Genomic DNA, 12524 nt, shown 5'->3' with positions numbered 1-12524 from the left:
TTATTTACCAGCAGTAGAAATCATTTTTAACAGCTCCTTAGACGGCGCTTGCTCAACAATAACTTCTTGTAGATCAGAGTCCATAACATTTTGTGGTTTTTGTTGCTCATTTGATGAAACCGTAGCGCCACCATTTGCGCCACTCCAATAACGAGTAAAGTTAAGTACTAAGTTATCCCATTCGTTAAAGTCGTTAAGCTCGGCACTTAATTGGCCATCAAAGTTTAAGTCGTAATTAGTTAATACGTCACTGCTGTTACCGTTACAATCAAAATCAACCGCAACAGAATTCGCATTAACTAAACCAAGCGACTCATCGATTTGAGCTTCGTTAATTGTGCCATTAACACCGTGTGAGTAGCTGATTTTGAAATCTTCTGGTGCAGAGGTAAAACCATCAATTAATTGTGCGTCTTCTGGGAAACAGTTGTTGTTACCAGAGAAGAAACGACGGTGGTAACGGTCACCTTCGCTTTCACCGATAGTTGATAAACCACTTAATTGATATAAGTAGTTCATTACGCTGTGGTGATTAGGTTTATTATTGGTGTTGTTGTTACCGCCATGGCGAAGACCTAGGTTGTGACCTAGCTCATGCATAATCGTGCCGGCTTGCATGTTGTACACAATATTACGGCCTACTTCGGTTTCTAAGCTAAAGCCCCAGTTACCCATAGAAATAATAAAGTCATTACCGTTGATTTCAGCAAGGCCAGAAGAACCTGCTGAGCCGTCTTCTTCTTGGCTATTTGCCATTAACATATAGTGGAAAATAGGACGACGTTTGATGTCGAAATTTTTCACTTTATGGTCAAGTATACTTGGTGCTTCTGCAGAACCTGCAAAGTTAGTTTGCGCGTAAAAATCAACTTGGTTACCACCGCCTAAATCATAGTCGGCTGGCGAAATACCTTCAGCTTGGTGGTATAAGTCACCGGCATCAAAATGCATTGCAATATTTTGCGCTGCAAACGCCGCTTTAACTGAATCTAATGCTTGGCGATGCAATTGAATACCAGGGTCATTACTTTCCATGTAGTCGACTTCGATAAAGATGTCTCTTACACCTGCGCGAGCACCCCACTCATAAAGTGGCAGGCCTGCAAAGGTTGCGCCTTCTTGTTCGGCACAATCTGGAATGCCGTCGTTGTCGTCATCGGTATTACAGGTTACGTTATTTTGTCCGCCCGGCGTCATGTAATAGCTTACTTGCCAATCTTGCGCTGAGTTTGTATCGCTATCAAGCGCTGCACGAACAACACTCATACCTAGGTTTTCTTCCATTGGCGCGGCATTGTTACCTGCTTGCCATTGGCTTGCGTCAGTTGGCAGATAGGTATTTTCGCCAAAGCTAACAAAATCTACCGTTGTACCAGACACCGTTTGTAATTCAACAAAACCACCTGAGTAGTACCATTCAGGGTGAATATTTGATTCGTCTGAAATTAACATTAGCTGATTTGATTCAGCGACACTTTGTTGCCAGTAGCCATTACCGTGCTTTGCTTGCAGCACAATAAATTCACCCGGTGCGAGAGTTTTGTCTGACAGTGCAAAAGCTCTTACGCCGGTATCACTCCAATCGGTATAGTTAATGCTTTCGGCAACAATTTGATAGTCTGCAAGTGAAACAGGGCTGGCGGTACCGTTATAAACTTCTACCCAACGGTTATCATCCCACCATTTTGATGACGACACTTCTGAAATAAGCAAATCGCTGTTTTCAGTTTTAAATGTAAAGCTTTGTTCAACAAGCGACGTGCCGTGGAAGTTAGCAACATCACCCGTTATTTTTATAACGTAATCAGTTGATGCAGAAAGGCTTTGAGCTGGGTTTAAGGTTAAAACAGTTGGCGTAGCATCAGTTGTTGCTGAGCTTACGTCAAGCGCAACACAAGTGGAAAAGTTATCGTTACTTAGCTGAATGCTGCCGCTACATTGTGCATCTGAATTAGTGGTAACGCTGGTTGCGTCTAATACATCATCGAATGAAATTGTAATGTTGCTATCAACTGCGACTAAACGTGCGTTTGATTCGGGTGTTTTGGTAACAATGACAGGAGCACTTGTATCAACTAATTTAATGCTGACTAGCTGCGATGTTTCAAGGTCGCCATCGCTTAAGGTGATTTCAAACTCTTGGTCTTCAGCGCTGTTTAGGCTCGGAGTATAAGAAAATACGTTGTTTTCAAGTAATGTTAACTCACCTTGTTGCGGCGCAGTTTTAATTGCAACTTGTACCGTGTCGCCATCAGGATCTGAAATGCCTAAATCAAACTCTCGTGCTTGGTTAAATTCAACTTGTACTTGAGATGCGTCGGCAATTGGTGCGCGGTTTACATCGGTAATGGTGGTGCTGATGTTAAGCGTTGATTGGGCACCGTCGTTGTCGCTTGCGGTTACGGTAAAACCGACAGCGCTATCGCTAGTCACTTCTGGTGCAGTAAAGCTTAAATTTCCATTAGCATATGTGAACTCGACCGTTGGGCCGCTACTTTGCACGACATTTGACGACTTAATGCTACCGTCAGTATCTGAAAGTGTGATGGCAATAGCAACATCACCACGCTCTGGGTAAGCACTGGCAATATTGCTTGAAATAGTTGGTGCTTTATTGGGTTTGTCGTCAGAGCCACATGCTGTGAGTAAGAGAATGCTCGATGCAATTAGGCTCGCTTTAAATACTGGCGCTTGCATTTTAGTCCTTTATTTTTATTGTTAAGAATTTGAAATAATGGCGTAAATGAAAGCGCAAGTCTAGCGATTGTGATGGATTGTAATATTATGTTTTTAAATGACTTAATTAAATTTTGTTTATCAATCTTGTGTAACAAAAAGACGGGTGAGTTTATTTACAACAGGTGCAACTAAGGTAACTGTTGGAAATGCAACAACAAATGCAAAGCCCCAGGCTTTTAGCCAGAGTGAGATTAAATTATCAACAAAGCCAACATTGAATAAGGTAATAACAAACGACATTAAAAATGACATTAACAGTGCCATAAAAAAAGAAAAGACAAAACGTTGATATTTACTCGGGATCATTTCAGGGGACAACTTCACTTATAAAACACGCGTCAAGTTTACCATAGTAGCGCGTGTTTCAGGTAAGTCATGCGATTAAACAACACGAAACATTGATATTATTTAACTTAAGCTCAGCTTATTTAATTAAATTTAATATCGCTTTAAAGTGCTCGTCGCGACAATCTTTTACTAATTCAAACAGGCTCATTTCAAGCCCCGTAATATGTGCACCTAATTGCTGTAGTTTAGTGATGGCAAGCTGTTTGTTTTCTGCTTTACGGGATGCAATACAGTCGCCCACCAAGTGTACTTGGTAATTATTGAGCAGCAAACTTGAGCAAGTTTGATAAACACAAATATGTGCTTCAATACCACAGACCAGCCAATGAGCCTTACTTTCGTGCTCAATTGTTTGCATAAACACGGGCTCGCGAAAGGCATCAAAGGTGTATTTTGTGATGGGCGTAATGTCGGCCAGTAAGTTTGCTATTTTAGGGTGTGTTGCACCTAATTTTTCAGGGTTTTGTTCAAGCCAAATGATCGGAAGATTAAGAATTTTCGCGCCTGAGATAAGCGCGCAACAATGTTCAATATAGGCATCACCGCCCGCCATTAGGCTTGCTAGTTTTCCTTGAATATCAACAACAATTAAGCCTGCATTATTACGTGTAATCATGTTATTTGCCTCGATTGTTCGCCTTGAGTTTAGCCTTTAGTGCGAGAATAAACGGTTAATAATGGAAAATTACTTTCACCAAATTGAATGGTAAGCGATAAGGTTTCATCGTCTTTAAACATTTGCTCAAATGCTAATGGGCGAATACGCGCGCCATTGCTAACTTGTGCCATTAAATGTTTATGGTTGAGGGTACGCGAGCCATTGGCAAGGTTTTGAATGGTCACTACGGCGAAACGCTCACCATTTTCGTTGCTCATTAACACAAAGTTTTTTACATGGAAGTCGCTTAATTCAGGTTCGATATTGCGCTCGTTTGGAAATGCCAGTTCAAAACTATGGGGTACTACGCGATCAACACTAATCACATTTTGATTAGCAAATAAGGTAATTGGCGAAAATGCTATAATGCAAAGTAATAATCTAATCATAAAAACTCCATTTTATAGGTGTAAACAGGCACTAAGGTGCATCCTGTTTGGTTACGAAAGTAACACACTCTTTGATAGCAGCAGTATTAATATTTAGTTGTTTAAGCGTTTGTTCTATTTGAGAGCGGATTGAGTGCAAGTGCTCGCTACTAGTAAAATTGGATAAGGCATGTGTGTCTTCAAAAACGCATGTGACTTGCAAGCTTTTCGGAAATTTTTGAAAGTTAACTGTGTGCGTAACCCAGCAAAACCCCGCTAAGTCTTTAAGGGTTTCTTCGCAAAGTGTAGTAAGCGCGATGCGGATTTGGTTATCTAATTTTTTATCGGATTTACGCATGTAATTTAAAAACCTTGGGCAGCGATTATTCGCTGCCCACTATAACTAACCTAAGCGTTAGATAACACATTATTTTCTAGCAATTATTGCTGTATTAGATGTGTTCACAATAGGTTGTTATTAACCCTCTAATTAGTTTTTACCTTTTAAATCAAACACGACATTGATTGTGGCCTTAAAGGTTAGATCATCTTGTAAATAGGTACCGGGCGAAACCGATCCCATGTCAGCACTCATCATGCGTGCATTACCCATTTTTTCCATTGTTCCGTAATGCTTAATTTGATCGTAATTTTGCGCGTTAATACTGTAAACCTTGCCAAGTGCTGCGCCAAATGAATTGGCGAGGGCTGCACCATTGGTTTTCGCATTTTCAATGGCAAGTTCCACCGCTTTTTGCTGAAGCTGTTCTTCTTTTGACGAAGCCATTTCAACACGTTGAATTTGGTTTACTTCAACGCTTAACGCTAAATCCATCACATCACTAAGCATGGTTAAATCGTTCACAGTTACTTGAATTGAGCGATTTGCAGAGTAGCCAACATGCAGTTGTTTGCGCTCTTGCTGCGAATACTCGTATCGCGGTGATACAGCAATGCGTGATGCAATAATGTCTTTTTCGCTAATATTGTATTTTTTAAGACCTTTTAACAGGGTATTAAAGCGTTTATCGACTTCAGCTTTGGCCTCTGCGCTTCTTTTATCTATATGCTCTACCGAAAAATGTAAAACGGCGATATCTGGCTTAACTGTGGTTTCACCGTAGCCGGTAATTGCAATATGGCGGTGGTTAGGTAAATGGCTGTTTGCAGATGCTAAACTTGAAAGCGCTAACAGTGATAAATAAAACAATGGCTTCATGGTGCGTCCTTTTTAAATAAGTCTCTGTTTTGAGTTGTGAATTATAGATAAGTTCACCATAAAGCATTGTCAAGAATTGTTAAACCGCAACAAAATTACCATGAAAGCCAAGCGGTAATGTTTGCCCCAACCAAGCGCGGCAAATGGGTCCATCACTAATATGACCTATTTTAAAAATATTAACGCAGGTGCGCTTTGACGGCACATGCAGTGCTGTGCCGACTAAATAGCCATTACCTTCTTGTTGTGTGTTATCAACAATCACATGCTCTTCAACTAAAAAGTCTTCGCCATACACAAAGGTATCTTGCTTTCCATTATTAACATTAACAATGCGCACACTGTCGCTCCACACATCACTTTGTATCGATGTTAACGTCACCAATAACTCATTTTTTAGCCCAGTTAAGTGACTGTAAATACGAGGGAACTCGCTGATGCCATCGACAGTTTGTTTATCTGATGTGCCATTTTGATTTAAGGTGAATAAAACCGCTTTTGCCGGTGCTGCTTCGGGTGTATTGCCACGCATTAACTCACTCATGTAATGCAGCGTTTCAATATTCGGGTAAAGGCTAGCATCAAAACGGATTGTGCCTTGTGCATCTTCCCACGCATTGCCAAAATGAAAGGCAAAGCCCGCATCTAGCTGGTATTCACGTTTTAAAGTAAGGGTGTTTTTATCAACCACCAATACCCGCATCGGTAATTCATCTTTAAAGCGAATAGCGCCAAAAAAGCGTTCGTCGGTTTTGTCTCGGTCTAAAGACGGTAAAATAATTAATAAATGGTTTTGTGTAATCAGAAAGTCGTGCAGCAAGCCACCGCGATAGTCAGTTTTGAGCAAGTTTACTTTTTGCGTGATACCAAATTTATTTAGCTGATAGAGCACAATGTCGCCGGTAATGGTACTGCCAAAATTCCAAATAGTGCCATCGGCTTCAACCTTAGGGTGGGCTGAAAATGCCAGCCCTTTTAAGCTGTTCCCATAACGGGAGTTGTTTCCTAAGTTTACAAAATCTTTGGTATTCAGTGACGTTGCATCTAATGCGGTTGCAGAGCCTGCTTCCCACAACGCCCAAAGCTCACCATTGACCGGTATCACATTGGTATTTGCGGTATTTATAGCGTCGGGGTTATTTACCGACAGGCTATTTTGTAACTGACTATCAGGCCCTGAAAATAAAAACCTGTTGGCACTTTGCTCCTGCTGATATTTCGGTGTTTGTATAAACTTTGCCTGATGTGTAATGCCTTTGTTTGTAAAGTTAAAATGCTGGATCATGCCATCACCTTCAAACAAATGCAGGTATCGTTGCTCGCCGCGTTGATGCACAGCAGGGCCATTGCGATAAAATGCGCCTCTAAAATCGCTTGGCAGATTACCTTCAAGGGTAAGCTGTTGTAGCGGTAAATCATTTTCAAGGCCTTCAAAGCCAATTAAATTTGGGTTGCTGGCTTTTGCTTTGGCAAACAGTTTGGCATTTAGTACTAAAGGGTCTGATTGCTTGCTCGCTAAGTTTGCAAAGGTGGGCAGCGGAGAGCATGCGGCCACCACAGACAAACCAAATAAGCTTTTAATCGCATCTCTTCGCTGCATTTTATACGCTCCTAGTAATTTACTTTTGATGAATTAGAAACGGGTGCTTCAGCGACGTTAAAGGCCATTTCACGATAGCTTGGAGGACCAAAGTTGATTACCGCATTGTTCGAAAAGCCATACCCTTCAACAGGAATGCTGAACATATTGGTATCGAGGCTGCCGTTATCATTTTCATCATGAAAAAAGCGAATGGCGTATTCACCGGGTTCAACATCATTAAACGTCACCATTACATCGCCTGCTTTAGCCCTTACAATAGCTGCGTTATATGCCTTGCCCTTTTTGTAATTGTCTTCACCTTTAAACAGCTGTACATAAAGTTTGCCTGTATCATGTTTTACGGCCTCAATATTAAATTGCACCGTTTGCGCGTATATAGGTAGAATAAAAAGGTTTAAAGCAATTACGCATAGTTTTAAAAGTTTCATTGTTTGTCCTTATATTTGAGTTAATTATTCGAGCAGTTATTTGCTCGTGAGGTAAACGTTAAAGTGAATTTTTTAATGCAACAATGGCGCCTTCGTCAGTGCTGCTGAAAACTTCGTAAAATAAGTCGAATGTGGTGGTGTTAAATTGGCGAATCGTGAAATAAACCAACAAAATCAGTCTTTAACCGAATTATGGCGAGCGAAAGATATGCTTAGCGATTCGCTGGTGGTTGCGGTTTTTGTGGTGTTTTTAACGTTTTTAAGACCCTTTGGTATGCATCAAATTGATATGCTGTATGCAGGGACTTTTTGGACTGTGATTTGCTTTACAGGGTATGCTGTTTATTCACCGACTATGCACTTTTTTTCGAAATGGTTGATGACGGTGCTTCCTGAGCCCTTGAATAACTCGCCGGTGCGGTTGGTTATTTCTATGCTAGTAGCAAGCATTATTATGGGGTTTTTAGCGCCCTATATTATTGAACGTTTTTTTGATGCGTTTGAAAACTACTGGCAATCACTGCCGCTGTCTTTTCTCGCAAGTTTATTCATCGGCGGTATTATTGCCGGTGTGAGCTCAATTAAAACACTTATGATGCAACAACATCAGCAACTAAAAGAAAGTGCTGAAGAATTGGCATTAGAATCTAAAAAAGTCGATACCATTCAAAACCAAGCCGTTGATGAATTAATTAATGAGCTACCCATTGCCAAACGCGGTAAGTTAATTTGTTTGCAAATGGACGATCATTACTTAAATGTAAAAACAGATAAAGGCGAGCATCTGTTATTAATGCGTTTTAAAGATGCACTCGCGAAGCTTGAGCATTATGACGGTTTTCAAACTCACCGCTCATGGTGGGTAGCCAAAGACGCCGTGGTAGATACTAAAAAAGACGGGCGCAAGCTCATTCTTGTTTTGCAAAACGGCACCGAAGTGCCAGTATCGCAAACTTATTTAGCAAATGTAAAAGCGGTTTTAAATCTCTAAATCACTCAACTTGCGGTGCTCGTTTCAATGCATGTTTGTTAAGACTTAGGTTCGTTCTAGCTGTTACATAGCCATAATGGCAAAGCAGCGTTAGGGAAATTGTTAAGGGCATTAACATGATTGTTTGTAACGAGTTCATGGTTTGGTATCCAACAATCGCCATGCCCCAACAAATTAACACCCATTGGGTTACATAAAGGCTAGTAACATGCTGCGAACAGTAACTAAATAGACCATGTAATCGTTCGAATATAACGCTTTTTAGTAGTTTATTGAGGCACCATAAAGCGATTAAGTTAACGCCAATTAAATAGGCGATACCACCAAATCCAGTATGGAAAAAATTGCCAAAATGATAATTAAAATCCCATGCCATCAACCCGCCACCAAGTAAGGTCAAAGATATGCCCACTTTCAAGCAGTCGCTGTGTAACGCGACACTGTTTTGACTGTGGACAAAGCGTTTTCCGATAAACATGCCCACTAAAATGCAGCTTAACCACGGGAAAAGTGGAAAATAGATTTGATAGGTATTGCCCCACAGTACTTTGGCTAAATAATCTAATCCGTCAATGCCAGGCGTCCAACCGCTTAATGGCTTAGCGCTCACAGCTATTGCCAAGGCAACGATAAGATACCCCCACTCACTCTTAATAAACTGTGTAATGGCACTGAGAAAAATCAACGAGAAGCCCGCCATTTGAAGAATGTCACCGGTTAAGATGAGGTATTGATATTGAAAGAAACTTAAAGGTGTTTGCCACTCGTAAGCCGCAACAAATGACTCCGGCATGACACCCAGCATAATGGGCAGTACGAATTTTAGAAAATTCATACTGTAACCAATTGCGAGAATTGTTAGGCCACGAAAAAGTAAATCACGACTAGATTGACGTCTTGATAGCATCAATGAGATTCCCATAGCAACAAGAAATGACGCGGTGCCTTTACCGAGAAAGTGAATAATATCACCCAGTAAAGAGCTCGATTGGGTGTCTTTATCTGCATACATCCACAATGTATGCACACAGATCATAATAATGACACTCATTCCACGAGCGATATCAATGGAAACCAAGCGATTAGTTGGCATGTGTTGTTCTCCTAATGGAATTTTTGGGGCAATTTTCACACGGGTTATTGGGCTCGATTTGAATATGTAAGCAGCAGGTTGCTAGCTTGACTTTTTGTGAATTGCTTTGCCTATCTAAAAAAGTATGTTGTTTATTAAAAAGGGCGTGTTGCCACTCACTCAGTGCAGCGGTTAATACATCGCTTTGCGCGATACCTGACACTCGGACAAAGGCGTTTGCCAGAATATCGCAAACGATTTTTACACTCTGTCCATACGAGAGATGACAGACTTGCTTCATGGTATTAAAGGCGTGATCCAAACACCTTCTTAATGAATGGATATTGGCATTAATTGCATGTTGCAGTGAGTGGTGAGTCACAATGTTTGTCACCTGCAAACCATACAATGTGTTTTCTGTTCGCACTTGTTTTAGCGCGTGAAGGTTTGTGCTTATTTTGGCGCGGTAGCAACTAGCCACAGATAAATAGATGGGTTGCCAAATAAGTTGTCGCCATAAATTCACAATGTGGTATGCACGTGTTGTATGACTGAACTTTTCTTGCAAGGTGCGATAGAGTGAAGAGATAGCACAGGGGTGATAGTGAAAATTAATGTCACTATCACCCACTAGTTTAACCTCGGGCACTGTACTTAGTGAAGTTGCCAACACAGCTTTAGGGCACCCTTTATTGGTTTGAATGGCCATTTAGTCTTTAAACAATGCTATGGGGTTGGCTAACTTTCCGGCAAATTGCAGGCTATTTGCTGGGTCCGTTAAGTCGACCATTTGTTTGTTGTTTTTAAGCTGTAGGCGATTTAAGCATGATAATTCGAATTCCTCGCAGAATATGTCGTACTCTGCAAAGCGCTCACTTAGTTCAGGGTGGGCTGCTTGATATTGTTTAATTTCAGTTGCAACTAATTGCCAAAATTGCTTTGGTGTAAGGCAATTTTCTTGCGCGAGTAATGGCACCATGTATCTGAAAATACAGTCAAAGACATCCGTGAAAATAGACAATAGTTCAAGCTCTTTTGGCATAGTGATAGCAATGCGTGCGATTTCTTCGGGTAATTCATCTTTTGAATTAAGTACACACACCTCCTCACCAATATCCTTCATAAAGACACCTACTGGCACATGATCTTTAAACTTTAAAATCAAATTTTCACCGTGCGGCATAAACACCAATTTGTACTTATAAAAGCAGTGCAGCAGAGGGATTAAATACGCTTTTAAATACGCTTTTAGCCATGCCTCAGGTGATCGCTTTGATGCGTTTATTTTGGCCACTATGTAGGCATTGCCATTATTGTCTTGATGCAGCAAGCTGGCCATGGTTGCAAGTTGCTCTGAATTGTCGATTAAATTAGTGGGGTTATCACGCCAAAGGGCTGCGATCATTTTTTTATAAGGTGTATCCCCTAATTGACTATCTTCGTAATGACTGCCGCTAAAGCCCAGTGTGGCAAGCTCGCGCAGCGGTACGAAATTAAGAGAAGATAGGGTGGTATCGTTCAGCACTAAATCATAGACCCACTGATTAATTGCCGGAGTCACCGCCATATATTTGGCCGACAAACCGCGCATAAAGCCCATATTTAAAATTGATAATGCTACTTTCACATAGTAGTTATTAGGCTTTGATAAGTTAAACAAGGTACGGATAGATTGTTGTGGTAAGTATTTATCAAATCCAACACCTAAACAGACTAGCGTATTATTTGCTAATTCACGGGTATATAAGTGAACAAGTTTATTTTCCCACTGCCAAGGGTGAACTGGGATTAAGTAGTAGTCACCCAGTAGCAAGCCTTTTTCAGCAAGCCGTTTTTCAAAGAGTAACTGCTCACTTAAATCCAGTTGGCTATCGATTAATGACTGATAACTGATATCACTTATTGCATTAAATGCTGTATGCGTTTTAGCACCTGCTAGCCAGATAATCTGTATTGGAGATGCGGCTTCAGGTGCGTATTGATGAAAATCTGTTGCATCAAAACCAATGCGTCCGTTATTGGCAATAAAACTGGGGTGGCCATGGGTCATTTCAGACTCTACCGTTTGAAATGACTGATGCACTAACTCGGGGGCGGTGAATGATCGTTTTGCGTATTTATAGCAGGCTGAACTTAAAGTGCTAGATACTTCTTCTAAGTAGGTAGCCAGTTGCTGATCTGCTAATCCGAGCTTTGAGGCAAATTCCAATAGAAACGCCAGGGCATCCAAAGCTTGCTGCTCCCCTTGGTTATTTGTTTTTACTAGGCTCGAAACATCGATCATAAGATGATCAAGGGGTAATTGCTTTGCAGAAAAGTGATAAGTCACTAGCTCATTATTGTTGGTTAGCAAATAACTACCTGTACTTAACTCAAACGGTGTAATTAGCCGCTCATGAGAAAACTCGGTGATCATTTTAACGATAAGCTGTCGGTTTGCTTTTTGCCAATGTGTTGTTTTTATGTGCGATGCGAATTGTGTCGCATCGGGCGAACTGTGATTTATCTGAATTGAGCTATTTAAATGATTAGCATACTGTTTACTGTGATTAAACGCGGTTTTAGTTAGTTCGCCCAGCAAAGCCTGTTTTTGTTTTAAGCGAACGGTTTTAAGGTGACGAAAACCAACACTTAAATTAAGGGCGTGGACTTTGTGATTATGACAATCTGGCTCGACTAAAATTCGCGTTGCATGGTATTCATCAAATATAAATTGCATACAGTGTTGCATTACAGCATGGCTAAAACCACGAATAGGGTGCGTGTTGGGTGCTAATAAAATATGAAAGCCAATATCGCCTGCTGTGATATCAATATGAGAGGCGATTTCGTGTTGTGAAACATCATATATTTCTATCAAAAACTGGGCAGTGCCATTGATATAGCCTAAATATGCTGTTTCATGTCCACTGTTTATCAGCGTTGAATAAAAGGCTTTGACCTCGTCAATTGAAGCATTTTCCATTCCCCAAAATTTTGCATAGGGTTGGGTTAGCCAACTGTGTAATAAGCTACTGTCGTGGTTTGGTAAAAATGGCTTAAAGCTAATTTGACCCAAAAGTGGGCTTTGCAAAGTAACATGATCTATCTGTTTCATT

The 12524-nt window shown here is 40.8% G+C and carries 11 protein-coding genes; 1 reads left to right on the top strand and 10 read right to left on the bottom strand.

Translation table 11 applies throughout. The annotated features are described in order from the left end of the window. The 7 genes from AN214_RS00105 to AN214_RS00070 all read right to left on the bottom strand — a co-directional run bounded on the left by AN214_RS00105 (position 1) and on the right by AN214_RS00070 (position 7363). The gene (locus AN214_RS00105; protein ID WP_082428439.1) at positions 1–2697 is read right to left on the bottom strand and encodes an Ig-like domain-containing protein; all 2697 of its coding nucleotides are present in this window, start codon (positions 2695–2697) and stop codon (positions 1–3) included. A gap of 120 nt (positions 2698–2817) precedes the next feature. After that, positions 2818–3045, bottom strand: coding sequence for a DUF2798 domain-containing protein (locus tag AN214_RS00100; RefSeq protein ID WP_054977866.1), 228 nt, complete (start codon positions 3043–3045; stop codon positions 2818–2820). Between the two features lie 118 nt (positions 3046–3163). Then, a complete protein-coding gene (locus tag AN214_RS00095; protein WP_054977865.1) occupies positions 3164–3703 on the bottom strand; it encodes an isochorismatase family protein in 540 nt (179 codons plus the stop codon). A gap of 29 nt (positions 3704–3732) precedes the next feature. Further along, entirely contained in the window at positions 3733–4134 is a 402-nt protein-coding gene (locus AN214_RS00090) for a hypothetical protein (RefSeq protein ID WP_054977864.1), read from the bottom strand. Positions 4135–4603: 469 nt separating this feature from the next. Continuing rightward, complete coding sequence (locus AN214_RS00080) at positions 4604–5332, bottom strand: SIMPL domain-containing protein (RefSeq protein ID WP_054977862.1); 729 nt, start codon at positions 5330–5332, stop codon at positions 4604–4606. Positions 5333–5411: 79 nt separating this feature from the next. Next, positions 5412–6932: a carotenoid oxygenase family protein gene (locus tag AN214_RS00075; protein ID WP_054977861.1), complete on the bottom strand. Its 1521-nt coding sequence runs from the start codon at positions 6930–6932 to the stop codon at positions 5412–5414. Between the two features lie 11 nt (positions 6933–6943). Beyond that, a complete protein-coding gene (locus tag AN214_RS00070; RefSeq protein WP_054977860.1) occupies positions 6944–7363 on the bottom strand; it encodes a DUF2141 domain-containing protein in 420 nt (139 codons plus the stop codon). Positions 7364–7508: 145 nt separating this feature from the next. Between AN214_RS00070 and AN214_RS00065 the strand changes: the two genes are divergently transcribed. Then, positions 7509–8354 carry a LytTR family DNA-binding domain-containing protein gene (locus tag AN214_RS00065; protein WP_152960677.1) on the top strand — a complete coding sequence of 282 codons (846 nt, stop codon included), beginning with the start codon at positions 7509–7511 and terminating at the stop codon, positions 8352–8354. 1 nt (position 8355) lies between these two features. Here AN214_RS00065 and AN214_RS00060 read toward each other — a convergent pair whose 3' ends face one another. Genes AN214_RS00060 through AN214_RS00050 form a run of 3 tightly spaced genes read right to left on the bottom strand, consistent with a single transcriptional unit; the run spans position 8356 to position 12523 of the window. Continuing rightward, positions 8356–9447 (bottom strand): heparan-alpha-glucosaminide N-acetyltransferase domain-containing protein, encoded by a 1092-nt coding sequence (locus AN214_RS00060; protein WP_054977858.1) that lies wholly within the window; start codon positions 9445–9447, stop codon positions 8356–8358. Then, entirely contained in the window at positions 9437–10135 is a 699-nt protein-coding gene (locus AN214_RS00055) for a hypothetical protein (protein ID WP_054977857.1), read from the bottom strand. The genes AN214_RS00060 and AN214_RS00055 overlap by 11 nt, the downstream gene beginning before the upstream one ends. After that, entirely contained in the window at positions 10136–12523 is a 2388-nt protein-coding gene (locus AN214_RS00050) for a GNAT family N-acetyltransferase (protein WP_054977856.1), read from the bottom strand. Between the last annotated feature and the right edge of the window lies 1 nt (position 12524).

Source organism: Pseudoalteromonas sp. P1-9 (genome assembly GCF_001399975.1).
Lineage (GTDB): Bacteria > Pseudomonadota > Gammaproteobacteria > Enterobacterales > Alteromonadaceae > Pseudoalteromonas.
This window is presented reverse-complemented; position numbering and strand designations above follow the sequence as displayed.

Bases quoted from the DNA above. Each gene is read 5' to 3' on its own strand.
- AN214_RS00095 (WP_054977865.1), bottom strand. From the start codon at position 3,703: ATGATTACACGTAATAATGCAGGCTTAATTGTTGTTGATATTCAAGGA.
- AN214_RS00090 (WP_054977864.1), bottom strand. From the start codon at position 4,134: ATGATTAGATTATTACTTTGCATTATAGCATTTTCGCCAATTACCTTA.
- AN214_RS00055 (WP_054977857.1), bottom strand. From the start codon at position 10,135: ATGGCCATTCAAACCAATAAAGGGTGCCCTAAAGCTGTGTTGGCAACT.
- AN214_RS00060 (WP_054977858.1), bottom strand. From the start codon at position 9,447: ATGCCAACTAATCGCTTGGTTTCCATTGATATCGCTCGTGGAATGAGT.
- AN214_RS00105 (WP_082428439.1), bottom strand. From the start codon at position 2,697: ATGCAAGCGCCAGTATTTAAAGCGAGCCTAATTGCATCGAGCATTCTC.
- AN214_RS00070 (WP_054977860.1), bottom strand. From the start codon at position 7,363: ATGAAACTTTTAAAACTATGCGTAATTGCTTTAAACCTTTTTATTCTA.
- AN214_RS00100 (WP_054977866.1), bottom strand. From the start codon at position 3,045: ATGATCCCGAGTAAATATCAACGTTTTGTCTTTTCTTTTTTTATGGCA.
- AN214_RS00075 (WP_054977861.1), bottom strand. From the start codon at position 6,932: ATGCAGCGAAGAGATGCGATTAAAAGCTTATTTGGTTTGTCTGTGGTG.
- AN214_RS00050 (WP_054977856.1), bottom strand. From the start codon at position 12,523: ATGAAACAGATAGATCATGTTACTTTGCAAAGCCCACTTTTGGGTCAA.
- AN214_RS00080 (WP_054977862.1), bottom strand. From the start codon at position 5,332: ATGAAGCCATTGTTTTATTTATCACTGTTAGCGCTTTCAAGTTTAGCA.